Genomic DNA, 24,780 nt, shown 5'->3' with positions numbered 1-24,780 from the left:
TTTCAGCCCTCCCGCTGGATTGCCGGAGTGGCTTTGGCGCGCCTGCTGTCGTGTTTGTCGAGGGGAACTTTTGACGGCAGGCCGCCGGTAAGAATCGGGCACGCAGATGGCTCCCGGCCGCAGAACGATCTGCAAGCCAGAGAACAAGTCACGCCGTCGATTGAAATAATCCGCTAGTGACCATCTCGTGATGAACATCGCTGAACTACCTTCACGCGTGTCCGCGTAAGGCACCCTCTCTCAGATGAGGTCGTCAGCTATCTCTCTCGGTAATCAGCCATCTCTCTCGGTTAGGAGAACACCCAGCCCCAACAACAACGCGGCACGCTGGGAAAGGTAGCGGCGGCATCATTACGAAGCTCCAATTCGGGGTTTTCTTCAAGCTACCCTTCCGTGCTACGTACAAAGAACTAACCGTTTAGCATTATGATTATGGTTCGATGATTCATCGACTTAGCGCGACAAATTTACACTTAGGTGGAGGTCGATCCTCGCGGCTCTTGACGAACTCGAAGATGCGCGGCTCACGCCCGGCATGCCGGTAGAGGTCATGATCCTCAACCACCAGCAAACGGTCCTGCAATACATGATCAACCCGTTAACGCGGTCGCTGACGAAGAGCATCCGCGATCACTGAGCCGAAATGAGCGATGCTGCCTTCCTCGCTAGACGCCCCACACCACGGCTTGCTCGTGCCGGTGGATCAGAAGTTGCAGCCGCTCGAAGCTTTGGCGGATGCGCTGTGAGAAATTCTCGATGGCCGGTGTTTGCGCCGCGGTCGTGCGCAGGAGAAGCCCGAGCGCCCGTTCCGGGTGCGGGACTGAAACGGGCAGCGCCGTGATCGATTTATCGTTGCGCAGCGCGAAGACGACGCTGTGCGGCAGCACCGTCAGCGCATCGATACCCTTCAGATAGTTGACGAGGCTCATCAGCGAGCCGCCCGTATAACGTATCTTGATCTCCGAAGGAGAGCAGCAGGCTATGAAGGTCCGCGAGCAGCGCGCTTCCCGGCGGCGGCGCCACCCAGGGATATTCGAGAAGTTGCGACGGCTGCGGCCGCCTCTTCATCAGGAGCGGATGGGTGACCCGGGAGGCGACGACGTTGCGGCCGGGTAGCACCTTCTGGAACGCAAGCCCTGATCCCTCCTCGAGAATATCGAGCGGGGAAATCGCAAGATCGAACTGGTCGCTCTTCAGCGCGGCGCGCAGGTCGCCAACGTAGCCGTAGCTCTGGTCGATGCGGACATCCGGATTGCGCGTCTGGAACTCGGCGATCATCGGCGCGATCAGGGCATCCACGAAAAACGGCGTGCCGCCAACCCGGACAATACCGCTTTTTGCGGCCCTGCTTGCCGGGAAACACTGCTTGCCGATTTGCTGATGCTTCTGCCGCGCAGGACCAGCGCTCCTCACCGCCGGCGGTTGCGGCCGACAGGTGACACCGAGCCGCTCAACGCGCTTACCTCGCGAATCCATCGAAACAAAGAGTGACGCGGATCTTGCTTGAGCGCAGGCGTTTTGCAGACCACCTTTCAGGTTCATGTCAGGTTTGGATGGCCTTCTGCCGGCGGATCGACCATTTCAGAAACACGGGCGAGGTGCCTCGATGTTCGAAGTGCGTCGGAAGGACAAAGGACTGTGCGAATGGTTGGCAAGGCACCGCACCTTCACGTGCACGAGAACAACAACCGGAGAGACGAGGTTTTTGCCGCCGCGGACACGGCGGTTGGCGATTTTGCGTTCAATGCGACGGTGGCCGCTGTCTTCGACGACATGGTCAGCCGCTCGGTTCCCTATTACGGCGAGATCCAACGGATGGCCTGCGAACTCGCTGGAGACTTCGCTGAACCGGGTAGCTGTCTCTACGATATTGGCTATTCGACGGCCACGACGCTCCTCGGCCTCGATGCCATGGTTGATCCCTCCGTCCGCTTTGTTGGCATCGACAACGCTCCCGACATGATCGAGAAGGCGAGGGAGAAGATCGTCGAAGCCAACACCAAACGGTCGATAGACCTGAGGGTCGGCGACCTTCACCAGGGCATCGACATTCACGACGCAAGTGTCGTGATGATGCTGCTGACGTTGCAGTTCGTCCGTCCGCTTCATCGCGAGCGGATCATGCGCACGATCTATGACGGGCTCAATGAACGCGGCGCCCTACTGCTTGTCGAAAAGCTCACAAGCGAGGACTCGACCTTCAATCGCCTGTTCATCGAGCACTACTACGACTACAAGCGCCGCAACGGCTACTCCGATATCGAGATCGCCAAGAAGCGCGAAGCTCTGGAGAACGTGCTCATTCCCTACCGTCTGGAGGAAAACCTCCAGCTCCTGAAGGAGGCCGGCTTCCGCAGCGTCGAGGTCTTTTTCCGCTGGTACAATTTCTGCGGCATCATCGCGATCAAATAGGAACGTCGGGCCATGATCGCGATCGGCAATTTTCTCTTCCGTTTCCGGAACCAACTGTTTCCGGCCATCATCATTGTTCTGTTCCTGCTGGCGCCACCTCCGGCCCTGGTGCTGGATAGCCCGGCGCTAACGCTCGCCAAGGACCTCGCGGCCGTACTGGTCATCCTGGCCGGCCTCAGCTTGCGTGCGACCGTGGTCGGGTACAAATACATTCAGCGCGGCGGCCTGAAGAAAAAGGTCTATGCCAAGGATCTCGTTACGGAAGGCATGTTCGGCGTCTGCCGCAACCCGCTCTACGTTGGAAACATGCTGCTCTATTCAGGCGTGTTCCTGCTGCACGGCAACCCGCTTCTCGTCGTCTTCGGCATCGGGCTCTTTGCCTTCATGTACCAGTGCATCGTTTATGCCGAAGAAGCCTTCCTCGACAGAATGTTCGGCGAAGCCTACCAGGCCTATTGCCGCGACGTGCCGCGATGGGCGTTGCGAATGAGGAACTTTGCGCAGTCTACCGAAGGAATGTCGTTCAACGTCAAACGCGTTGTCGGCAAGGACTACTCGACCGTCTCAGCCGCGATGATCGCAATCCTCGCGACCGAAATGTACAAGTTCGCGAGCAATGCCCCCGTGGAACACAATACCGGTGTACTCGCGGCGCTCGGCGTTCTGATGGCGCTCGTCGGCATCGGTACGGCGATCGTCAGCTACATGAAGAGGCGCGGTGCGTTTCGCGAACGCGCCGCATCCTAGCAATCCGCAAGCCCCCATTGCTTCACGATCGCGACCACCCCTGCGTCGGCGCGCCGCTGCCGCAAAGTGATGCGCAATGCTTCAGGGGCTTGACGCCCGTCCCCCATCGAACATAGGCAAGGACGAACAAGTGTCCGGTGATATCTTGAGAGTCCTACTAGTCGAAGACGATCAGGTTCTGGGGGAGGCGCTGCGCGACCATGTCGCGGCGACCGGCCACGCCGTCGATTGGTTTACGCGCACTGCCGATGCCACGGCCGCGACGGAGACGGTTCTCTATGGTCTGATACTGCTCGACCTTCGATTGCCTGACGGTTCGGGGCTATCGCTCCTGCGCTCGCTGCGGATGCGGGGCGACGGCACGCCCGTCATCATCCTCACGGCACACGACCAGATCTCCGATCGCATCGAAGGATTGAACAGCGGGGCCGACGACTATCTGGTCAAGCCGTTCGATCTCGGTGAACTGAGTGCCCGCATGCTGGCCGTTTCCAGACGATATGTCGGCAAGGCGACGCCAACGGTTAGGCTTCCCGGCATCGAGATCGATCAGGTTCATCGCAAGGTGCTGGTCGAAGGTGAAAGTCAGAGCCTCAGCGCAAGGGAATGGGCCGTGCTCGACAAGCTCGTCGCCCATCCCGGAGCGCTGGTGTCGAAAGAGCAACTTTACGACGCGCTCTACGCCTTTGGCGCTGAAATCGAAAGCAATACGGTCGAGGTCTATATCAGCCGCCTGCGCAAGAAGATCGGCTCCGACCGGATCGAGACTGTGCGGGGCCTCGGCTACAGCATCAGGTGACCGGATGTCGCGCGTTGCAAGCATGACCCGCAGGCTGACCATCGCGCTGACGAGCGTCGTCGCCATCTTCTGGTTCGTCGCGCTCGGCCTTGGCGTTTATGTCATGCAGGACGAATTCACCGAGATTTTCGACAGCGGTGTCCAGGAGACGGCCGAACGGCTGCTGCAAATCGTAGTCGACGACATCGCCCGCGACCGTGCCGATGGCACACCCGCCGTCGGCACGGTCGCGCCAACGCTGAATTCACAGTATCTAGCCTATCAGGTCCGCGATCGCAGCGGCCGGGTGTTGTTTGACGACGGCGCGCCGGAACCCTTCGCCGTTCCGCTTGAGGTCGGTTTCTCGGAAACGGCAACGCATCGGATCTACACCGCCGGAACAGCCGACGGCTCCCTTTTCGTTCAGGTGGCTGACGCCTTCGAGCATCGCACCGAAGCCCTTTTCGAGGGCGGCACGGCGCTTCTCTTGCCGCTGCTGGCCCTGATTCCGACGAGCATCATCGCCATCATCCTTGTCGCGCGCCGCGCGCTTGCGCCGGTCGAACGGTTGCGCGAAGAAATTCTCACCAAGGACAGCGGCAACATGGCCCCGCTCGACGAAGTGGCCCTGCCGAAAGAACTGCGGGCAATTGCCCGTTCGGTGAACCTTCTGCTGACGAGACTCAAGGCCGCGCTCGACGCAGAACGGGAGTTCACCTCCAACAGCGCCCATGAACTGAGGACCCCGATCGCCGGTGCACTCGCGCAAACACAGCGGCTGGCGAGCGAAGTGCCACCGGCTTTTCGGCAGCGAACCAGCCAGATCGAACGCGCGCTGCTTCACCTCGGTCGACTGGCGGAGAAGCTGTTGCAGATGTCGCGGGCCGAAGCCGGGATCGCCATCTCGGACGAAAGCACGGACCTGTTGCCGGTGCTGGCTCTTGTCCTCGAGGACATGGAGCGGTCGGCGCTCGGCGCAAGCCGCCTCAAGGTTCATGTCGCCGAAGGCGCCGAACTCGTGCGTCCGATTCCCCCCGATGCCTTTGCGATCGTCCTGCGCAATCTCCTGGAGAATGCGTTCATCCATAGCCCTTCCGGCAGTCCGGTCAGGATCGACGTCGATGCGCAAGGCGTGCGCGTCACCAACGACAGTGTCGTCATCGACGCGGATACCTTGAATGGCCTGACCAAGCGTTTCAATCGCGGGCCGACGGAAGCTTCCGGCTCCGGCCTCGGCCTTGCGATCGTGCAGCGGCTGGTGGAACAAATGCACGGACGACTGCTGATCGTTTCGCCGGCCCCGGGGATGGACCGGGGCTTCCATGTCGAAGTTCGTCTCTGACGATTGTTAGGCTGGGCGTCGCCGCCCCGACATGCCCCTACTGCTGATCGAGCGCGCGAGTCAGGCTGAGCGCCACAATCGTGCAAATCGCACCGGAGATCAGATATCCGCCGATGAAGACGATGCCGAAGCTGGTGGCAAGGCCGAGCGCCACGAGCGGCGCGAAGGCCGCACCGACGAGCCAGGCCAGATCCGACGTCAGCGCCGCACCGGTGTAGCGGTAATACTTCGTGAAGCGCGAGGACACGGCGCCTGAAGCCTGGCCGAAGGTGAGGCCGAGAACGGCAAAGCCGATCAGGATATAGGCATCCTGCCCGGCTCCCCCGGCGTCGAGAAGGAAGGGTGCGGAGAAACTGAAGATCGCGATCAGGGTCGCGCCGAACATCAGCTCGTTGCGGCGGCCGACGCGGTCGGCGATCAAGCCCGACACGACAATGCCGATCGCGCAGACGGCCGCGCCTGCGACCTGGACCAGCAGGAACCGGGCGGCCGACTGCCCGCCGTTGAGGATGACCCAGCTGAGCGGGAAGATCGTCACCAGATGGAACATCGCGAAGCTCGCGAGAGGCACAAAGGCGCCGAGCACCACGTCGAGCGCGTGTTTGCTCAGCATCTCGAACACCGGCCGGGCCTGCAGTTCCTGTGCTTCCATTGCGGCGCCGAACTCCTTGCTGGCGACGATGCGCAGGCGGGCGAACAGCGCCACGACGTTGATCGCAAATGCGACGAAGAACGGATAGCGCCATCCCCAGGAGAGGAAATCCTCCTCCGAAAGATTGGCAACGAAATAGCAGAAGATGATGCTGGCGAGAGCGAAGCCGATGGGGGCTCCGAGCTGCGGGATCATCGCATACCACCCCCGATGGTTCGGTGGCGCGTTGAGGTTCAACAACGACGCCAGGCCGTCCCAGGCGCCGCCAAGGGCAAAGCCTTGTCCCAGCCGGAAGAGGGCCAGCAGCGCCACCGCCCAGTATCCGATCGTTTCATATCCTGGCAGGAAGGCGATCGAGGCGGTTGAACCACCGAGAATGACGAGCGCGATGGTCAGCTTCGTGCCACGCCCATAGTTGCGGTCGATCCACATGAAGACGAAGGAGCCGACCGGGCGCGCGAGGAAGGCAAGCGGGAACAGCGCGAAGGACATCAGCGTCGCGGTCACCGCATTGGCCGCGAACGGGAAGATCAATTTCGGGAAGACAAGGATCGAACCGAGCCCGTAGACGAAGAAATCGAAGAATTCGGAGGTTCGCCCGATGACCACCCCAATGGCGATGCTACCCGGCGACAGAGGCTTGTCGTCTTCATGAATGCGACGTGCATCCCGCTCGAGACCAGACGATGTGGGGTGAGAGACCGAAACCATGAATTTCTCCGACGAACGAACGTCTTGTCGTTAGAGTGTTGACCAATTGGCGTCTGATATCAAGAATGCCGCCCACGTACATGCGCACATGTCTCATTTGAGTTCGTGCCTAACGTTCGCTGGAATAGCTGGCATCGAACCGACAATAGACTTTGCGCCCGTACAAACGCGCATAGAGCGATAAGGCTGTCACTGCACTGCGGCAAAATGCTGCGCTGCGACGATCGACCTCATTTCCATGCGCGATCATGCCCGAGTAATGCCGACTAGACAAAACGCAAGTTGAGGCCGCAATGCCGAAGCCATTCAGTTTAGCCGGACGATCGATGATATCCGTCCTGTTGCTCTCGACACTCACGGGATGCAACATGGTCGTGATGTCGCCATCCGGCGATATTGCCGCACAGCAGAGGGATCTGATCGTCATTTCGACGGTCCTGATGCTGCTGATCATCGTACCCGTCATTTTCCTGACGGTTTTCTTCGCCTGGCGCTATCGCCAGTCGAACACGGCCGCCAAATATGATCCGGAATGGCACCATTCCACCGGTCTCGAAGTCATCATCTGGTCGGCGCCGCTGGCGATCATCATCGCGCTCGGCGCGATCACCTGGGTGAGCACACACAAGCTCGATCCCTACCGACCGCTCGACCGGATCGATGCGGCGCGCCCGGTGACGGAAGAAATAAAGCCGATCACGGTCGAGGTCGTAGCTCTCGACTGGAAATGGCTGTTTTTCTATCCGGAGTACGGGATCGCGACAGTCAACGAGATGGCAGCACCCGTGGACGTGCCGATCAACTTCAAGATCACCTCCTCCTCGGTGATGAACTCCTTCTACGTTCCGGCGCTCGCCGGCATGATCTATGCCATGCCCGGCATGCAGACCAAGCTGCACGCCGTCATCAACAAGGCAGGCGAGTACGAAGGGCTCTCATCCAACTATAGCGGTGACGGCTTCTCGCATATGCGCTTCAAGTTCCACGGCGTGGACCAGGCGGGCTTCGACCAGTGGGTCGCCCGGGTGAAGCAGAACGGCACGATGCTCAACCGCGACGCCTACCTGAAGCTCGAAAAGCCGAGCGTCAAGGAACCGGTGCGCTACTACGCCTCCGTCGATGACGGCCTCTATGAGGCGGTGCTCAACATGTGCGTCAGGGAAGGGCAGATGTGCATGACGGACATGATGCACATCGACATGATGGGCGGCGCCGGCGTCGAAAGCCATGAGAACCGCGCCAAGCTCGAGCATGACAATCGCCACGCGAGCGGCGTGACGGAAGCGGCCGCACCCGGCGCAACCTTCCCCGAAACCGGTAACCCTGCGCGTAGCGAGGAGCCAGCCGAGGGTGTCAAGGAAGAGCAGCCGCCGCCCGCGCCGATGAATCAGGATATGCACAAGACGCACTAGGTTTTCGCGCGTTCGCCAGCCCTCCGGCGGGCGCCCAGGCCCTCGGGCCGTATACAGGGATAAATTGGACGACCCATGTTTGGTGACACCAGCCTCACGCAATTCATCTTCGGGCGGCTTACCTGGGAAGCAATTCCCTATCATGAACCCATCCTCGTCGTGACCTTCGCGGTCGTGGCGGTGGTGGGTCTTGCGATCCTCGGCCTGATCACGAAATACAAGCTCTGGGGCTATCTCTGGCACGAGTGGTTCACCAGCGTCGATCACAAGAAGATCGGCATCATGTATATCATCCTGGCGATCATCATGCTTTTGCGCGGCTTTGCCGATGCGCTGATGATGCGCTTGCAGCAGGCGATCGCCTTCAACGGCAATGAGGGCTACCTCAACCCGCATCACTACGACCAGATCTTCACCGCCCATGGCGTGATCATGATCTTCTTCGTGGCGATGCCCTTTGTCACCGGCTTCATGAACTATGTCGTGCCGCTGCAGATCGGCGCACGCGACGTCTCCTTCCCCTTCCTCAACAACTTCTCGTTCTGGATGACCGCCGGCGGTGCTGTCATCATCATGATGTCGCTCTTTGTGGGCGAGTTCGCGCGCACCGGCTGGCTTGCCTATCCGCCGCTCTCGGGCGCCGACTACAGTCCCGGCGTCGGGGTCGACTATTACATCTGGGGGCTACAGGTGGCGGGCGTCGGCACGACGTTGTCGGGCATCAACCTGATCGCCACCATCGTCAAGATGCGCGCTCCGGGCATGACCTTCATGAAGATGCCGGTCTTCACCTGGACCTCGCTCTGCACCAACATCCTGATCGTCGCGACCTTCCCGATCCTGACGGCGACGCTCGCGCTCCTGTCGCTCGACCGCTACCTCGGCATGAACTTCTTCACCAATGACCTTGGTGGCAATCCGATGATGTACATCAACCTCATCTGGATCTGGGGCCACCCGGAGGTCTACATCCTCGTGCTGCCGGCGTTCGGCATCTTCTCCGAGGTCGTCGCAACCTTCTGCGGCAAGCGTCTCTTCGGCTACACCTCGATGGTCTACGCCACCTGCGTGATCATGATCCTGTCGTACCTGGTGTGGCTGCACCACTTCTTCACGATGGGCTCGGGCGCCTCGGTCAACGCCTTCTTCGGCATTACCACGATGATCATCTCGATCCCGACGGGTGCCAAGATGTTCAACTGGCTCTTCACCATGTATCGCGGCCGCATCCGCTACGAACTGCCGATGCTGTGGACCATCGGTTTCATGGTCACTTTCGTCATCGGCGGTATGACCGGCGTCATGCTGGCGATCCCGCCGGCCGACTTCGTGCTGCACAACTCGCTGTTCCTCATCGCCCACTTCCACAACGTCATCATCGGCGGCGTGCTGTTCGGGCTGATGGCCGGCCTCGTCTACTGGTGGCCGAAGGCCTTCGGCTACAAGCTCGATCCGTTCTGGGGCAAGATGAGCTTCTGGTTCTGGCAGATCGGCTTCTTCTTCGCCTTCATGCCGCTCTATGTGCTCGGCCTGATGGGTGTGACCCGGCGCGTCAGCCAATTCGAGGATCCGTCGCTGCAGATCTGGTTCATCATCGCCGCCTTCGGCGCCGTCCTGATCGCGATCGGCATCGCTTCCTTCATCATGCAGCTAATCGTCAGCTTTCTCCGCCGCGAGCAACTGCGCGAGACGTCCGGTGACGCCTGGGAGGGCCGCACGCTTGAATGGTCGACCTCGTCGCCGCCGCCGGACTACAACTTCGCCTTCACCCCGGTCGTGCATGACCACGACAGCTGGTACGATATGAAGAACCGCGGCTATGAGCGTCCGCTCACCGGTTTCAAACCGATCCATATGCCGAAGAACACCGGCACGGGCGTCATTCTCGCCGGCATCAGCGTCGTGCTTGGTTTGGCGCTGATCTGGTACATCTGGTGGCTGGTGGCCGTGTCCTTCGTCGCGCTGCTTGCCGTCGCGATCGGCCATACCTTCAACTATCAGCGAGATTTCTTCATCCCCGCAGAGACTGTAGCGGCGACTGAAGATGCACGCTCCAAGCTGCTCGCGGAACGGACCTGAGACGATGAGCGAAACCCAAGTCCAAGAAAACGAGAAGCCGCAGTTCTACATCACGGAAGAGCATCACCCGGAACACAGCACCATGCTGGGCTTCTGGCTCTACCTGATGAGCGACTGCCTGATCTTCGCCGTACTGTTTGCCACGCACGGCGTCGTCGGCCGCAACTACGCGGCGGGACCGTCACCGGCCGACCTGTTCGACCTTAGCCTCGTTGCCTTCAACACGGCGATGCTGCTTCTGTCGTCGATCACCTATGGCTTTGCCATGCTCCAGATGGAGCGCAACGCCAAGATGGAGACGCTCTTCTGGCTCGGCGTCACCGGCGTGTTCGGCGCAACCTTCCTGGCTGTGGAGCTCTATGAGTTCTATCACCTGCTTCACGAGGGCGCCGGCCCGACACGTTCGGCCTTCCTGTCGTCGTTCTTCACGCTGGTCGGCACGCACGGCCTGCACGTCACCTTCGGCATCATCTGGCTGATCACGCTGATGGTGCAGGTCAGCAAACATGGGCTGATCCCGGAAAACCGTCGCCGTTTGATGTGCCTGTCGATGTTCTGGCACTTCCTCGACGTCATCTGGATCGGCGTCTTCTCCTTCGTCTATCTCCTGGGAGCTCTCGGATGAGCGCACATTCCGACCACGAAAGCGCGTTCGAACCTCACCACGCGCACAGCCATCACGGCGATGCCGCCGGTCACGGTTCGTTCAAGAGCTACATGACGGGCTTCATCCTGTCGGTGATCCTGACGGCTATCCCGTTCTGGTTGGTCATGGGCGGCGTGCTTGACAGCAAGCTTTTGACCGCCGTCATCGTCATGGGCATCGGCGTCGTCCAGATCGTCGTGCACGTCATCTACTTCCTGCACATGAATGCCCGCTCGGAGGGCGGCTGGACGCTGATGGCGCTGATCTTCACGATCGTCATCGTCGGCATCGCGCTCGCGGGTTCGCTCTGGGTCATGCATCATCTCAACACCAACATGATGCCGATGACCAACGAGATGATGAAGAACATGCCCTGAGCGCGGGACGGGGCAGGCGGATACGACGATGATCACCGACGACAAGGCGACGGGGAGGGTCGGCGTATCCTCCCGCGCCCGCCTGATGATGACGGGTGCCTTGCTCTTCCTCGTTGCGGTGTTCCTTGCGCTCGGTACCTGGCAGGTCCAGCGGCTCTTCTGGAAGCTCGATCTCGTTGCTCGGGTAGAGGCGCGTGTCGGGGCGCCCGCGGTGTCGCCACCAGCACAATCCGATTGGAGTGCCGTCAACCGGGAAAAGGACGAATACCGCCGCGTCACCGCGACCGGTACCTTCAGTCACGACCAAACCGCGCTGGTACAGGCGGTGACGGAGCTTGGCGCTGGATTTTGGGTCTTGACGCCGATGCGGCTTGAGGATGGCTCAACCGTGCTGATCAACCGCGGCTTCGTGCCGGCCGATCGCCGCGATGCTGCCGCACGCGCTGAGGGTGAGATCGACGGAACCGCTACGGTAGCCGGGCTTCTTCGCATCACCGAACCCGGCGGCGCCTTCCTGCGGTCCAATGACCCGGCAAGCGATCGGTGGTTTTCCCGCGACGTTGCCGAGATCGCCGCGGCGAAGGGCCTGCACAATGTCGCGCCTTACTTTATCGATGCGGATGCAACACCCAATCCCGGTGGGCTGCCGATCGGGGGCCTCACGATCGTCCGCTTTCGCAACAGCCATCTCGTTTATGCGCTGACGTGGTTCGCGCTCGCGACGATGAGCGCCGCAGGTGCGTATCTCGTCTATCGGCAGCGGATCAAGGCAGACTGAGAACGCTGGGCATGCTCGGTTCCGGCTGATGCCGCTCATCTACGACAGTATTCCGTTCGCCCGAGTTCAACGAAACAGGGCGCTCGACCCGTATTCCGGGGAGCGCCCTGTTCGAACCCGGAGTGCCGTCATTGAATGCTGATAGCATCGCTAATGACAAGCTCTCGAAACGGGTGATGCCCCCTAAATGGAGTGGGCGGCCGAAATTTCAAGGGACCAGTGCGGGGCCGGTTTCTAGTCGGGTTCGGATGATGGCCGGCGCAGCGGAGCATTTGCGGCCGAGCGTCCGCAAAGACCTTGCCCGAGGCGTGCTATCCGGCACGATATTCGTCGGCAACATAGAGCCTACGCAGAACTGACGGTCAGGGCATGCGGGCGCTTCGGCCCGACGAAAGTTTCGGTTGGATCGGTTCCGAAGCGCTGAATCTCCAACGGAAAGCGGCCCTCTTGGGAGGGCCACTTCCGATGTCCAGCGGATTACTTGGCACCGATTGCCTGAAGGCCGGCCGTGGCGCAGTTCGCGTCGATATCGCCCGACGGCGCGCCACCCACGCCGATGCCGCCAACCAGGGCCTTGCCGAACTTGATCGGCACGCCGCCAGCCTGGATCACCATCCGGGCGTCCATGTCGCGAAGACCTTCATTCGCCGGTTTGGAGGCGATGAACTCGCCGAGGCCGGCCGTGTCGCGGCCCATGGCAGCGGACGTGAAGGCCTTGCCCTGCGCGCTGTTACCGGTGTGCGGGCCGGAATTGTCGGCCTTCAGCAGCACCTTGGTTGCGCCATCGCGACCAACCACGGCAACGCTGACATTGTGGCCTTCCGCGGCGCAAGCCTTCACTGCGGCTTCGGCAGCCTTGACGGCCATGTCGAGCGGCAGGTAGGCCGCGGTCGGCAGTTCCTGCGCCGTGGCGGCGACGGGAGCGAGAAGCGCGGCTGCGAGCACGATATTGCGGATCATCATAGGTTCCTTTCCTGTTGATATGGAAAGGTTATCCGGCCTCGGCTGTCGCGGGTATTCGTAGGCCTTGCGACGCTATCCGTAGTTCTACGGAGTTTTCGTGCCATCGAGCCAAATGCGCGTCATCTCCGCTTGCGACGTGCTGCCGAGCTTGGCGCCGATTGCGGCGCGGTGGCTTTCGACAGTGCGCGGCGAGAGGCCGAGACCTTCGGCGATCTGGCGGGTGGTGAAACCCGCAGCGATACGATCAAGAACTTCGCGCTCCCGCTGCGTGAGCATCGCCAGCAAAGCGAGCGTCTCTGCCTTCTCGGCATGCACGCGCAAGGTCCGCTCCAGCAGCTCGTGGCCCTTGTGGATCGCATCGATCAAGTCCTGCTCGTCCACCGGCTTCGAGAGAAAATCGATCGCGCCATTGCGGAAGGCTCGGCGGCAGGCCTCGATATCGCCGTGCCCGGAGATAACGATTGTCGGCCAGTCTATCCCATGTTCCACCAGTCTCTCCTGCAGCTTCAGCCCGGAGATGGCTGGCATGCGGATATCGAGTACCAGGCAGCCGGGGGCGAGGCGAGAAACCTGTGTCAGAAAGGCTTGCGGATCAGAAAAACCCGTGACCTTGATGCCGACCGTCGAGAGCAACAGGCTGAGCGCACGACGCACGGCATCGTCGTCGTCAACGAGATAGACGGGGAGGGTCATCGCATCGGCTCCTCGGTTCGGCGCGTACGGGGCAGCGTCACCCTGAAGGTGGCACCGTTGTCGCTCTCGACCAGGGCGATTTCGCCGCCGGCGCGTTCCACCAGTCGCTGGCTCAGCGCCAGACCGAGCCCGGTGCCGCCGGCGCGGGTCGTCACGAATGGCGTGAACAGCCGCGGGCGAAGTGTTTCCGGAACGCCGGGGCCGTTGTCGGCGACCTCGAAGACCACCGTGGTATCGTCCTCGCTCAAGGTAACGGTCACGCGTCCTGTATCGCCCGGCTGTTGAGCCAATGCCTCAAAGGCGTTGCGGACCAGATTGAATGCGACCTGTTCGATCTCGACCGGATCGGCGACGACCGAAACCGTTGTATCTGGAACCTGAAAATCAAGTTGAATTCCGCGTGATATCGCGTCCGGCTCAAGTAGAGCTTCAACATTTGCGAGCGCCTGTCGCAGATCGAAGGCAGTAACCGGCGCGGCATGGGGGTGCGACCAGTTGCGGAACCGTTCCAATATGGCGGATGCCCGGCGCGCTTGGCTCACTGTATCCTCCAATACCGGAGCAAGCGCTGCGTCTTGCCCTTGGCTGAGCAGCCGGCGCCCGGCCTGCGCCTGCGCCAGGATTGCGGTCAGGGGCTGGGTCAGTTCATGCGCCATGCCGCTCGCCATTTCGCCAAGCGCGTTGACGCGCGAGGCGTGCGTGAGGCGCGATTCCAACGCACTGAGCGTCGCCTGCTGTTCTGCTGCGCGCGTACGCGCACGCTGGCGCAATACAGCCAATCCTGCGAGGTAGGCAAGGCTCACCACCAGAAGCGTCAAGCCTGTCTGTACGGGCGGGAACATGTCCGCGAACCCGATCTCCATGCCCGTTTCCAGCCGCAATGGCTGCGATGCGCTACTCAGCGGCTTCGAAAAGCGGATTGCCTCGGGCAGGGCGGCCGGCTGGAGCAGGAGGTGCCCGTCCGGCAAAGATAACCGCACCGCGACCCCCGGGCGAGACCAGAATGGCCCGCCGTCTCCGATCAACTTCGCTGCGTCGATGCCGAGCATCAATCCATAACGCGCCTCGTCGCTGTTTGGGCTGCGCTTGACCATGATGTAGTGGTCGGGGCGTTGCGGGTGGGGCAGGAGAGCGATGTGCCCGTCCGAAGCTCTGGCAGCTGTCCGGATGAGCTCGGCGGCCTTGGCGTCGAGTGGATCGGTCCCGACGGTCTCCGCATTTGGATCCAGGGGGACGAGCTGAACCTCGTCGATCCGCGGATAGAAGCGCGCAATCGTGCGGGCGACCTCCAGGAACAGGTCGTGCCTGCGGCCTTCGGAGGCGACGGCAACGGCCGACAGCGCGGTCAGGTGCGCATCGTGCTGATCGGCCCGCTGGGAGGCCAGGCTATGGAGGAGCGTGCTCTCTTGCTCAAGCTCGGCAACCAGCGCCTGCCGTTCCCATCCCGCCAGCATGCCTCCACCGACAAGCAGGAGCAGACACCAAAGGAGGGCCAGATAGAAGGGGCGTTCGAAGATCGAGCGATTGCTGTGCATCATCAGTTCGGCGGTCTAGTTGTCATACGCTGCCTTCAGCAGAGCGGTGGCAGGTCAGGCGCGATCGTGTTCGCCTCGATCATCTCGCCGGTGAAGTGCGCGCTGTCAATCCATCGCAGCGTTTACAGGCGCGATGAGGATTATGCTACTCTGAGCCTGCGGAAGCTTGGGAGTGGTGTGCCACTTCGCCGACGGCGAGCGCCGGCGTTCTTCATCGCCGGTGTGCTCTTTTTGATTGCTGCATTGCTCGCGATCAGTTGGCACCACAGTTCCGCCTCCAAAACAGTGAATGGATCAAGCACTTGGCCAGGTTTTCTAAAATCCGGCCATCACTCTCGCCTGACGACCCGCTAGGAGAAGCGTCTCGTGCGGCTGGAGCTGCCGCCAAGCGCGACCGCGCGTAGATCTCTAAACATGAACAATTTTTAATTGTTTTTCAGCGTGTTGCGCCATTGAAGCGGCCAGATTCGCGCCCAATTTCGGAAGCGTTGGCACGACGCGCGCTCTTTCCCACGATGCGCCTCCGCCGCCCCAATTGGCCGAACAGATCAGTGGGGATCCGCTGCATGTGCGTTCACCCGCAAACGGACCACGCTGGCTGTGCGGATACCGTCTTCTGGCTCCAACGTCGCGGTCCCTCTTGAAGCGGACGTCCGGAGCATATCAGGGATCGCGGAGGCGCTGATGGCCAATCGATCAAGTATCGCGATCCTCGCCGCGGGTTTCCTCTGTGTGGCCGCCGTCGGGCTCAGTGTGACGCGGACGGCCGTACTGAGCGAGACAAAGCCCGCAAATGGTGTTGCAGCCAACTCCAGACATGGAGGCAGCGTGTCCGTCGAAACGGCCACGGTCGCGCTTCAGGACGTGCCCGTCATTGTCCATGCCTTGGGTAATGTCCAGGCGCCCGATACCGTGGAGGTCGGTGCCCGCGTCGCGAGCCAGATCACCGCCATCCACGTGAAGGACGGGCAGATGGTCAAGGCGGGCGATCTGCTTTTCACGCTGGATGACCGGGCAATGCAGGCGCAGCTCGCGCGTGACACGGCGATCGTTGCCAAGGACGCTGCGCAGCTCTCGGACGCAAAAATAGAGCTGGAGCGCGCAAAAACCCTGCGCGACGACAAGACAGGCACGCAGCAGACCTATGACACCGCTCTCGCACTGCAACAGTCGGCGCAAGCAACGCTTGATGCTGACCGGGCATCGGTCGACGCCGATCAGGTCGCGTTGAGCCTTACCCGGATCACCGCACCCATCAGCGGCCGCCTCGGGGTCGTTCAGGTCGCTCTTGGTGATCTTGTCGGTCAGACGGGCGCCACCTCCACCAATCTGGTGACGGTTACGGCGATAGACCCGATCGAGGTTGCCTTCCATTTGCCGGAAGAGCAATTGCAGACGTTCAAGGCGCTGCTCGATCAGGGCAAACCGCCGCACGTGCGGGCCAAGCTAAGCGGCTCGGACACGGCCATAGGCGAGGGCGTGCTCGACTTCATCGATTCTTCGGTCGACACCGCCTCCGGCACGATCGCCATGCGGGCGACCTTTCCCAATGGCGCGCAAAAGCTATGGCCGGGTCAGTTCGTCGATGTCGATATCGAACAGGAGCAATTGCACCAGGCGCCGGTGATCCCGAGCGTTGCTGTTCAACCAGGCCAGAACGGCCCCTTCGTCTTCCATGTGAAGGATGACAACACAGTGGAAACGCTGGCCGTAAAGCCTCTGTTCGATAACGGCAAACTGACCGTGATCGCTTCGGAGCTCGCGCCGGGCGAAAGGGTCGTGGTCGAGGGACAAGCCAGCCTGAAACCAGGCGACATCGTAAAGGCGGTGCCTCCTGGCAAACAACCGCTGACGGATTGAGTTCCTGCGACACTTCGGGAGTGAACGAAAATGCCACTGTCCGAGTTCAGCATTCGCCGTCCGATCGCCACCGCGCTGCTGTCGGTCGCGCTCATCCTTGCGGGCGCCTTCAGCTACCTCGTCCTGCCGATTGCGGCCCTGCCGCGCACCGACTTCCCGGTTATCAACGTCTCGGCCTCGTTGCCGGGCGCGTCACCGGACATCATGGCGACCTCGGTTGCAACGCCGCTTATCAAGCAGTTTGCGACGATTGCGGGGATCGATACGATCTCGACGACCAATGCCCTTGGTTCTACGTCGATCTCGATCGAGTTCGTGCTCGGGCGCAACATCGATGCCGCTGCCGCCGACGTGCAGGCGGCGATCACCAGAACGCTGAGGCTCCTGCCGCAGGATATGCCCGCTCCGCCAAGCTATCGCAAGGTCAACCCGGCCGATGCCCCGGTGCTGCTGCTGGCACTGAAGAGCGATACGGTGCCTCTCACCGACCTCGATGCAATCGCGCAACAGGTGATTTCTCCCACCTTGTCCGTGCTCGACGGGGTGGCCGAAGTGTCCATCCTCGGCAGCCAACAATTCGCCGTGCGCATTCAGATGCGCCCGGATGCGCTGACGGCGCGTGGCATCTCCGTGGATGCACTGACGACAGCGGTCGCTGCGGCCAACGACAATTCGCCGCTCGGCACGGCGCAGACTAGAGATCGCCAGGTGGCGATCGTTGCCGATACGCAGCGGATGAACGCTGCGAGCTTCGCAAACATCATCATCAAAAGCGACAACGGCAGGCCTGTGCGGCTTGGCGATGTCGCGACGGTGATCGATTCCATCGCCAACGATCAGACGGCGAGCTGGCATGATGGATCCCGCGCCATAATCCTGGCAATCCAACGCCAGCCGGATGCGAACACGGTACAAGTCGTCGACCGGGTGCAGGCACTTCTGCCGTCGCTGCGCCAGTCGCTTCCCGCCTCCGCCTCCATCGAAACGCTCAACGACCGCTCGACCTCGGTGCGCGGCGCGGTGCGCGACGTTCAATTCACCCTCGCGCTCACCGTCGGCCTGGTGATCCTCGTTATTTTCGTCTTCGTCCGCCGTCTCTGGGCAACGCTTATCCCGGCGTTAGCCGTGCCGATCTCCATCATCGCCACATTTGCCGCGATGTATCCGCTCGGCTTCTCGATCGACAATATCTCGTTGATGGCGCTGACGCTGTCCGTCGGGCTCGTTGTGGATGATGCGATCGTGATGCTGGAAAACATCGTTCGTCACATGGAGGAGGAGGGCATTGACGCCTTCTCGGCCGCGCTTGCCGGGTCGAAAGAAATCGGCTTCACCATCGTTGCGATCTCCCTTTCGCTGGTCGCAGTGTTCATTCCGGTCCTGTTGATGGGCGGCGTCATCGGCCGCATCCTTCACGAGTTCGCGGTGGTCGTCACCGTCGCGATCCTCGCCTCCGCCCTCGTTTCGCTCACGCTGACGCCGATGCTCGCCGCGCGGCTGCCTGCCAACAAGGACAGTACCCCAGGGGGCGGCGTGACCGCGCGGCTGGACCTTGCATTCGAGGGCGGCTTCGCCCGCATCCTGAATGCCTATGAACGGCTGCTTTCGATCTGCATCCGACAGCGTGGCCTGGTGCTTCTATTCTTCCTGTTTACTGTCGCGATCACGGCCTATCAGATCACGACGATCCCGAAGGGCTTCTTCCCTCAGGAGGATATCGGTCAGCTCCAGGTAACCACCCAGGCGCGCGAGGATATCTCCTTTGCAGCGATGACGGAGCTTCAGTCCAAGGTAGAGGGGGTCTTTGCCAAGTCGCCCTATGTTGCCCATGTGGCAAGCACGGTCGGCTCGGGCGGCGCGTCGACGGCGCTCAACACCGGGCGTCTCTTCGTGGAACTCAAGCCCAAGCCCGACCGCCCTCCGCTCGAAACCGTTCTTGCCGAACTACGCAGGGAGCTTGCAGCAATTCCCGGCATCCAGGCCTATATGTCGCCGATCCAGAACCTCTCCGTCGGGTCGCGCGCCTCAGCCAGTCAGTATCAGCTGGTTCTCCAGAGCCTCGATCAGCCGCTGATGAACGAGTGGGCACAAAAGCTCCGCGATGCGATGAGCTCTAATCGCACCTTCTTTACCGACGTCAACAGCGACCTTCAGATCAACGCGCCGCAAACACGCCTGGTCGTCGACCTCGACAAGGCGGCAACGCTGGGAGTTGGTGCCAGTCAAGTGCGTTCGACACTCTATGGCGGCTTCGGCGCCGAGCAGATCTCCACGATCTACACGGCAGGTGACAGCTACGACGTCATCATGGAACTCGATCCGAGCATCGAGTGGTCTGCCGACAGGTTTTCCGAACTGCGCGTCGGCGGCGCGAATGGTGCGCTTGTACCCCTCGGCGCCTTCGCCCGCGTCGAAACGGTGTCAGGGCCACTCACCATCAATCAGCTGGGACAACTGCCGGCAGTCACGATCTCCTTCAACCTGCCGGCGCAGGTCGCTCTTGGCAACGCACTTGCGGAGGTCGCGCGCCTCAAGACGGAGATTGGTATGCCCTCGGCGATCGCCACCCGAAACTACGGCACCACGCAGCTCTTCGAGGATGCCGCCGCCAACCAGGGGCTGCTGATCCTCGCGGCGATTGTGACGATCTATCTCGTGCTCGGCGTCCTCTACGAAAGCCTTATCCATCCGCTGACCGTGCTCTCCGGCCTGCCGTCGGCGATTTCCGGGGCGCTTCTTGCGATCTACTTCTGCCGCTTCGACCTCTCGATCATCGCGATCGTCGGGGTGCTGATGCTGATCGGCATTGTCAAGAAAAACGCGATCATGATGATCGATGTGGCGCTGGCGCTGCAGCGTTCCGGCAGTTCGGCCCGCGAGGCAATCCAAAGGGCCTGCCTGATGCGCTTCCGCCCGATCATGATGACCTCCGCCGCCGCGATCATGAGCATATTGCCGATCGCGGTCGGCAGCGGCGCGAGCGCGGAACTGCGCCAGCCGCTTGGTGTCGCCGTGGTCGGCGGCCTCATGGTTTCGCAGTTCGTGACCCTCTTCGTGACGCCCGTGATCTACCTCTACATGGAGGACCTGACGCGGTGGATCTCAAATCTGCTTCGCGTGACTGCAAAGCTTGAACGATCCCCAACAGGCGTCAGCCAAGCCGTCGTTAATCGGGCGGGTTCCCCAACTGACAAATGACAGCACGGCTTCTATCCCTGTGATCAGCCAGTAGATTTTTCTAGTTGAGATTGCGGCGCGATGATGGTGCAATGCTCGGCGTGTAGCTAGACCTTCCTCTCTCGACGATTAAAGCGAGTGGCTCATGTCGATTTCAGATGCGATCTACCGCCCCTTCGAAACGCTGATCCGACCGCTCGACATCCCATACCAACCACTTCCCACCAGCGGACCCGTCGCGGTCCTCCTGCACTTCATCCGGATGTTTCGTGGCGTCGTCATTGCGATGGCGCTGACGTCGATGGCCGTGGAAGCCATCAACCTGACGATCATCTGGGGGCTATCGGTGATCGTTGATGGCGTGGCGACACAGGGCGTCGCGCTCTTCGTCGAGAACCGGTTCTGGCTGTTGGCGTTCCTGGCCTTTCTGATCTTTCCGGTGATGCCGGTCTTCTTCTACATCACCAACATCCTGAACTCGCATACGATCGGCATCAGTCTGCCGATCGCCATACAGTGGCAGGGGCACAAGGCCATCGAAGGGCAGGATCTCGCCTTCTTCCATGACCTTTTTGCCGGGCAGGTGGCATCGCGTCTCGGCCAGGTCGCCAATGCCGTTCAGCAGCAGATCCTGATTGCTTTTCAGACGGCGCCGCGCTTTCTGCTTCAGATCGTCGGCTCGGTTCTGCTCCTGTTTGCGCTCTCCTGGCAGTTGGCGTTGCCGGTCGTCCTTTGGGTGATCGTCAATGTGCTCTTCACCATCAAGGTCGTACCGGATTTCACGGAGCGCGCACGGCGCTCAGCAAAGCAGAACAGCCTGGTTTCCGGCGCGATGACCGACATCTACGGCAACATCCAGATGGTCAAGCAGTTCGCGGCCGAAGACAGCGAGGCGGGTGCACTACGGAAGATCATGTCAAAGGCGGTCGGTACGCTGCACCACGAGCAGCGCATCTACCGGACGACGGAACTCGTCGTCATCAGCCTCAATATGCTGCTCTGGCTCGTCATGCTGGGCATCGGCTTCTGGGGGCTGTTCGACGGCTTTTTGACGGTCGGGGATTTCGTTGCGACCGTCTATATCCTCCAACGGCTTTCGGCGAGCTCTTTCACCTTCCTGCAGATGGGGCAGCAGATCTTCAAGGCGCTGGGCACAATCAAGGATGCAATGCCGGTCATGACCACGCCGCCGACTGTGACCGATCGACCTCGCGCAACGACGCTCACCGTTCCTCGCGGCGAAATTCGGTTCGAGAACGTTCGCTTCGCCTACAAGGCGGGCCGGCCGGTCATCGATGATCTGTCGCTGACGGTTCGCCCGGGCGAGAAAGTGGGGTTGGTCGGCCTTTCCGGCGCGGGCAAGACGACGCTGGTCAGCCTGCTCCTGCGTTTTTACGATATCGAGGGCGGCACCATCCACATCGACGGGCAGGACATTGGCACGGTGAGCCAGACGAGCCTGCGGCGAAACATTGGTGTTATCGCCCAGGATGTCGCGCTCTTACACCGCTCGGTCGGCGACAACATCCGGTATGGTCGTCCCGAAGCAACCCGGCCGGAGATCGAGCAGGCCGCAAGGGCAGCGCAAGCCGATGCCTTCATCGCCGAACTGACCGACGGCGAGGGTCGCGAGGGCTACGAGGCCTTTGTCGGCGATCGCGGCATCAAGCTGTCGGGAGGTCAGCGACAGCGTGTTTCGATCGCGCGGGTGCTGCTGAAGAATGCGCCAATCCTGATCCTCGACGAAGCGACGTCCGCACTGGACAGCGAGGCCGAGGCGGCGATCCAGGAAAAGCTCAACCTGCTGATGGACGGCAAGACAGTGATTGCCATTGCCCACCGCCTTTCGACGATTGCGAGGATGGACAGGATCATCGTTCTGGATCGTGGCCGGATCATCGAGGAAGGAACGCCGGATGCGCTCCTGGAGCAAGACGGGCTCTATGCCCGTCTTTGGAAGCGACAGACCGGCGGCTTTATTCCTGAAGAACTGAATTGACCGCCGCCGTCCAACGTCAAAGGCCGTGCCCCAGTCGGCTGCGGGCATCCTGCGCAGCTCATTTTTCGCAGAGCCGCCGTCCGCCGTAATAGGGCTGATAGGTGCAGTCCGACGGCCTGAAGGAACGATAGCTGCGGGAGCAGGCCGTGATGTTGCAGGACTGCGGCGCGGCCGGGCTTTCGACAAGCGCTCCTGCCGCAGGCGCAGCCATCGCTTCCCGCATGAAGTCGCGCCAAATATGCGCTGGCAAGGCGCCGCCCGTGACCCCCTTCATCGGCGTGTCGTCGTCATTGCCAACCCATACGCCGGCGACGAGTGGTTCCGTGAAGCCGACGAACCAGGCATCGCGATTGTTTTGGCTGGTGCCGGTCTTGCCGGCCGCAAACGCACCGGGAGCGGCCCCGCGTCCGGTTCCGCGCTCGACCACCAACTGCAAAAGGCCAACGAGATCCGGCTGGTAGGCGGAGAGATCAACGGTCGGCGCGGCCTGTGAGCCGACACGAAACGCCTCCGGCTGCCCGGCCGCCTGAAAGTCGATGATGCCCCAGGGTTCTACGGGCGCCTTTCCGAGATGGACGGAGGCATAGGCGCTGGTGAGGTCAAGCAAGCTGACCTCCGAAGTACCGAGGGCCAAGGAAGGAGTATTGGCCAGCGGCGCGTTTATGCCGAGCTCGCGCGCAGCGGCGATCACGTTGTCGAGCCCGACCTCCTGGGCAAGCGCCACCGTCGGCGCATTCAGCGAGCGGGCAAAGGCCTCGGCAAGCGTGACCCAGCCGCGATAGCGGCCGCCGGAATTCTCCGGCGACCAGCCGTTAATGTCGATCGGCGCATCCAGGACCTGGTCGGACAGAGTGAACCCGGCCTTCAGGGCCGCATAGAAGACGAACAGCTTGAAGGTGGAACCCGGTTGCCGCATGGCGGTCACCGCGCGATTGAATTGGCTTTGCTTATAGTCGCGACCGCCGACCATGGCGACGACCGCTCCGTCGGGCGTCATCGCAACCAACGCGGCCTGGGATACTCCGGCCGCCTTTCCTTCCGTATCCAGCGCGTTTGCCAGAACCCTTTCTGCGATCCGTTGCAGCTGTGGGGACAGTGTCGTGCGAACCGTCGTCGAACCCGGCGATGCGCCGGCGATTTCGCTCGCCTGCGGCGAGATCCAGTCAGCGAACCAGCTTCCGGATCGTGGCGTCGGCGTCGTCGGGTGGAGCGTGGCGAAGCTCGCCTTGACTTGTGCAGCCTCGGGTGCGGTGATCTTGCCATTGGCTACCATCGTGTCGAGGACGACCGATGTGCGTTGCCGCGCACCTTCAAAATTGTCGATCGGATTCCACTGGCTCGGCGCCCGCAACAATCCAGCTAGCATCGCCGATTCCGGCAGGTTGAGTGCGCCGATGTCCTTGTTGAAATAGATCCTTGCGGCGGCGGGCATGCCGGTCGCGCCGGCGCCGAGATAGGCGCTGTTGAGGTAACGCGTCAGAATTTCCTGCTTGCCGAGCTTCCACTCCAGCCACAGGGCGATCACGAACTCCTGGATCTTTCGTTTCATTGTTCGGTCGCTGTCGAGATATTGCAGCTTGATGAGCTGTTGGGTGATGGTGCTGCCGCCCTCGACCACCGAGCCCGCCTCGAAGTTCCGCACGAGTGCCCGTCCGATCCCTCTGACATCGATGCCGAAATGGTCCATGAACCGGCGGTCCTCGATTGACAGCACGGCATCGATCAACTGCGGCGGGAATTGGTCGTACTGTGCGTAGGGTCCTTGATAGGGGCCTTGTCTGACCAGCGGTCCTCCGTCCGCCGTTTCCAGCACCACGACAGGTTTCAAAGTTCCGTCCCTGATCTCGCTCCAGGGAACATCCTTCAGCGCCCACACGAGTACGGTACCGGGGAGAAGGAGGCAGGCGAGGAGAGCCAAGCCTATGGTAGCCTTCCACCAGCTTGGCCTGACGAAGGTGCGCGCGCGATCTTCGGAGGGCTTCTTACGCAGCGCGCCGAGCCGGTTCCCAACTTTCGCCAGAGCAGCCACGAACCACTCGCGGGGATCGTCGACAGCTGATGTCGCTTCGTCTGCATTCGAAGGCCTGAAGTTCGTTTTCAGGTAGGAAGCCGCATGCTTGGCCTTCGCACGGACCAAGGTTGCACCCACCTTCAAATCGTGGCCGAGCGCAACCAACAGATGGCGAGCTGCCCGTCCGCTTTGACCGAAGGGTGTCGGGGAGGGGGGTGCTTGCGCGGATTGATCCGGCCCGTCGGATGGGATTGAAGCGCCCGTCTGGAGCACGACATGCTCGATAGTCGATGCCGAGCTTTCCGGGCGATCGGCACCCTTGCTGGAGGTGTTGGCAATCTGGGTCGAGGTCTTGGGAGGGCGTGGCATCGGCTACCGCTAATAGGATCTTTCGGAATCTAGCGCTACCTTGTGACCTGACAATGTTCATGATGCATTGAACAGTTGGTCTTCAGGCTGGCGTGTCCGCTGGCAGAAATCGCTCTCTACTGCATGTTTCCTTTAATCGTAGCCGGTTAAAGGACAAAAACATGCAGCAATTCAAAGTGCTACAGCGGCCTTTGCGCGTCTGATAAGACGCGCGGCGCTGTAGGAGGTGCTCACGGCGG

Annotated in this window: 17 protein-coding genes and 1 pseudogene; 12 read left to right on the top strand and 6 right to left on the bottom strand. The window is 61.4% G+C overall.

Annotated elements, in window-relative coordinates:
• Positions 1-665: 665 nt before the first annotated feature.
• A pseudogene (locus tag V7S54_RS23430) lies at positions 666-1,347 on the bottom strand (substrate-binding domain-containing protein); the annotation flags it as partial.
• Between the two features lie 297 nt (positions 1,348-1,644).
• Between V7S54_RS23430 and cmoA the strand changes: the two are divergent.
• The 4 genes from cmoA to V7S54_RS23410 all read left to right on the top strand — a co-directional run bounded on the left by cmoA (position 1,645) and on the right by V7S54_RS23410 (position 5,279).
• Positions 1,645-2,412 carry a carboxy-S-adenosyl-L-methionine synthase CmoA gene (cmoA, locus tag V7S54_RS23425; protein ID WP_336408913.1) on the top strand — a complete coding sequence of 256 codons (768 nt, stop codon included), beginning with the start codon at positions 1,645-1,647 and terminating at the stop codon, positions 2,410-2,412.
• Positions 2,413-2,424: 12 nt separating this feature from the next.
• Positions 2,425-3,159: a methyltransferase family protein gene (locus tag V7S54_RS23420; RefSeq protein ID WP_065375908.1), complete on the top strand. Its 735-nt coding sequence runs from the start codon at positions 2,425-2,427 to the stop codon at positions 3,157-3,159.
• 145 nt (positions 3,160-3,304) lie between these two features.
• Positions 3,305-3,958 (top strand): response regulator transcription factor, encoded by a 654-nt coding sequence (locus tag V7S54_RS23415; protein ID WP_336408912.1) that lies wholly within the window; start codon positions 3,305-3,307, stop codon positions 3,956-3,958.
• A gap of 4 nt (positions 3,959-3,962) precedes the next feature.
• Positions 3,963-5,279, top strand: a complete 1,317-nt coding sequence (locus V7S54_RS23410; RefSeq protein WP_336408911.1) for a sensor histidine kinase — start codon at positions 3,963-3,965, stop codon at positions 5,277-5,279.
• Positions 5,280-5,316: 37 nt separating this feature from the next.
• Here the strand turns inward: V7S54_RS23410 and V7S54_RS23405 are convergent, their stop codons facing one another.
• Positions 5,317-6,642 carry an MFS transporter gene (locus V7S54_RS23405; RefSeq protein ID WP_336408910.1) on the bottom strand — a complete coding sequence of 442 codons (1,326 nt, stop codon included), beginning with the start codon at positions 6,640-6,642 and terminating at the stop codon, positions 5,317-5,319.
• A gap of 326 nt (positions 6,643-6,968) precedes the next feature.
• Here V7S54_RS23405 and cyoA point away from each other — a divergent pair, with 326 nt between their 5' ends.
• From cyoA to V7S54_RS23380, 5 genes are all read left to right on the top strand, one after another.
• Complete coding sequence (gene cyoA / locus V7S54_RS23400) at positions 6,969-8,054, top strand: ubiquinol oxidase subunit II (RefSeq protein WP_336408909.1); 1,086 nt, start codon at positions 6,969-6,971, stop codon at positions 8,052-8,054.
• A 75-nt stretch (positions 8,055-8,129) separates the two neighbouring features.
• Positions 8,130-10,133: a cytochrome o ubiquinol oxidase subunit I gene (cyoB, locus tag V7S54_RS23395; RefSeq protein ID WP_336408908.1), complete on the top strand. Its 2,004-nt coding sequence runs from the start codon at positions 8,130-8,132 to the stop codon at positions 10,131-10,133.
• Between the two features lie 4 nt (positions 10,134-10,137).
• Positions 10,138-10,758 (top strand): cytochrome o ubiquinol oxidase subunit III, encoded by a 621-nt coding sequence (gene cyoC, locus V7S54_RS23390; protein WP_110879162.1) that lies wholly within the window; start codon positions 10,138-10,140, stop codon positions 10,756-10,758.
• Positions 10,755-11,156 (top strand): cytochrome o ubiquinol oxidase subunit IV, encoded by a 402-nt coding sequence (gene cyoD, locus V7S54_RS23385; protein WP_336408907.1) that lies wholly within the window; start codon positions 10,755-10,757, stop codon positions 11,154-11,156. The genes cyoC and cyoD overlap by 4 nt, the downstream gene beginning before the upstream one ends.
• A gap of 28 nt (positions 11,157-11,184) precedes the next feature.
• Positions 11,185-11,934, top strand: coding sequence for an SURF1 family protein (locus tag V7S54_RS23380; RefSeq protein ID WP_442892603.1), 750 nt, complete (start codon positions 11,185-11,187; stop codon positions 11,932-11,934).
• 477 nt (positions 11,935-12,411) lie between these two features.
• Here V7S54_RS23380 and V7S54_RS23375 read toward each other — a convergent pair whose 3' ends face one another.
• From V7S54_RS23375 to V7S54_RS23365, 3 genes are all read right to left on the bottom strand, one after another.
• Positions 12,412-12,894: a GlcG/HbpS family heme-binding protein gene (locus V7S54_RS23375; protein ID WP_057249716.1), complete on the bottom strand. Its 483-nt coding sequence runs from the start codon at positions 12,892-12,894 to the stop codon at positions 12,412-12,414.
• An 87-nt stretch (positions 12,895-12,981) separates the two neighbouring features.
• A complete protein-coding gene (locus tag V7S54_RS23370) occupies positions 12,982-13,590 on the bottom strand; it encodes a response regulator transcription factor (RefSeq protein WP_065375900.1) in 609 nt (202 codons plus the stop codon).
• Positions 13,587-15,125: a sensor histidine kinase gene (locus tag V7S54_RS23365; protein ID WP_336408906.1), complete on the bottom strand. Its 1,539-nt coding sequence runs from the start codon at positions 15,123-15,125 to the stop codon at positions 13,587-13,589. The genes V7S54_RS23370 and V7S54_RS23365 overlap by 4 nt, the downstream gene beginning before the upstream one ends.
• Before the next feature lie 828 nt (positions 15,126-15,953).
• Here V7S54_RS23365 and V7S54_RS23360 point away from each other — a divergent pair.
• The 3 genes from V7S54_RS23360 to V7S54_RS23350 all read left to right on the top strand — a co-directional run bounded on the left by V7S54_RS23360 (position 15,954) and on the right by V7S54_RS23350 (position 22,161).
• Positions 15,954-16,985: an efflux RND transporter periplasmic adaptor subunit gene (locus tag V7S54_RS23360; protein WP_336408905.1), complete on the top strand. Its 1,032-nt coding sequence runs from the start codon at positions 15,954-15,956 to the stop codon at positions 16,983-16,985.
• Between the two features lie 30 nt (positions 16,986-17,015).
• The gene (locus tag V7S54_RS23355) at positions 17,016-20,183 is read left to right on the top strand and encodes an efflux RND transporter permease subunit (protein WP_336408904.1); all 3,168 of its coding nucleotides are present in this window, start codon (positions 17,016-17,018) and stop codon (positions 20,181-20,183) included.
• Between the two features lie 124 nt (positions 20,184-20,307).
• Positions 20,308-22,161 carry an ABC transporter ATP-binding protein gene (locus tag V7S54_RS23350; protein WP_336408903.1) on the top strand — a complete coding sequence of 618 codons (1,854 nt, stop codon included), beginning with the start codon at positions 20,308-20,310 and terminating at the stop codon, positions 22,159-22,161.
• A 58-nt stretch (positions 22,162-22,219) separates the two neighbouring features.
• On the opposite strand, the gene V7S54_RS23345 is transcribed toward V7S54_RS23350, so the two are convergent.
• Positions 22,220-24,541 (bottom strand): PBP1A family penicillin-binding protein, encoded by a 2,322-nt coding sequence (locus V7S54_RS23345; RefSeq protein WP_336408902.1) that lies wholly within the window; start codon positions 24,539-24,541, stop codon positions 22,220-22,222.
• Between the last annotated feature and the right edge of the window lie 239 nt (positions 24,542-24,780).

This window comes from Ensifer sp. CCNWLY38, assembly GCF_037120565.1.
GTDB lineage: Bacteria > Pseudomonadota > Alphaproteobacteria > Rhizobiales > Rhizobiaceae > Ensifer > Ensifer adhaerens_H.
This window is presented reverse-complemented; position numbering and strand designations above follow the sequence as displayed.

Excerpts from the sequence above, each read along its gene's own strand:
- cmoA (WP_336408913.1), top strand. The coding sequence starts at position 1,645 with ATGGTTGGCAAGGCACCGCACCTTCACGTGCACGAGAACAACAACCGG.
- V7S54_RS23420 (WP_065375908.1), top strand. The coding sequence starts at position 2,425 with ATGATCGCGATCGGCAATTTTCTCTTCCGTTTCCGGAACCAACTGTTT.
- V7S54_RS23410 (WP_336408911.1), top strand. The coding sequence starts at position 3,963 with ATGTCGCGCGTTGCAAGCATGACCCGCAGGCTGACCATCGCGCTGACG.
- V7S54_RS23405 (WP_336408910.1), bottom strand. The coding sequence starts at position 6,642 with ATGGTTTCGGTCTCTCACCCCACATCGTCTGGTCTCGAGCGGGATGCA.
- cyoA (WP_336408909.1), top strand. The coding sequence starts at position 6,969 with ATGATATCCGTCCTGTTGCTCTCGACACTCACGGGATGCAACATGGTC.
- cyoB (WP_336408908.1), top strand. The coding sequence starts at position 8,130 with ATGTTTGGTGACACCAGCCTCACGCAATTCATCTTCGGGCGGCTTACC.
- cyoC (WP_110879162.1), top strand. The coding sequence starts at position 10,138 with ATGAGCGAAACCCAAGTCCAAGAAAACGAGAAGCCGCAGTTCTACATC.
- cyoD (WP_336408907.1), top strand. The coding sequence starts at position 10,755 with ATGAGCGCACATTCCGACCACGAAAGCGCGTTCGAACCTCACCACGCG.
- V7S54_RS23380 (WP_442892603.1), top strand. The coding sequence starts at position 11,185 with ATGATCACCGACGACAAGGCGACGGGGAGGGTCGGCGTATCCTCCCGC.
- V7S54_RS23375 (WP_057249716.1), bottom strand. The coding sequence starts at position 12,894 with ATGATCCGCAATATCGTGCTCGCAGCCGCGCTTCTCGCTCCCGTCGCC.
- V7S54_RS23370 (WP_065375900.1), bottom strand. The coding sequence starts at position 13,590 with ATGACCCTCCCCGTCTATCTCGTTGACGACGACGATGCCGTGCGTCGT.
- V7S54_RS23365 (WP_336408906.1), bottom strand. The coding sequence starts at position 15,125 with ATGCACAGCAATCGCTCGATCTTCGAACGCCCCTTCTATCTGGCCCTC.
- V7S54_RS23355 (WP_336408904.1), top strand. The coding sequence starts at position 17,016 with ATGCCACTGTCCGAGTTCAGCATTCGCCGTCCGATCGCCACCGCGCTG.
- V7S54_RS23350 (WP_336408903.1), top strand. The coding sequence starts at position 20,308 with ATGTCGATTTCAGATGCGATCTACCGCCCCTTCGAAACGCTGATCCGA.
- V7S54_RS23345 (WP_336408902.1), bottom strand. The coding sequence starts at position 24,541 with ATGCCACGCCCTCCCAAGACCTCGACCCAGATTGCCAACACCTCCAGC.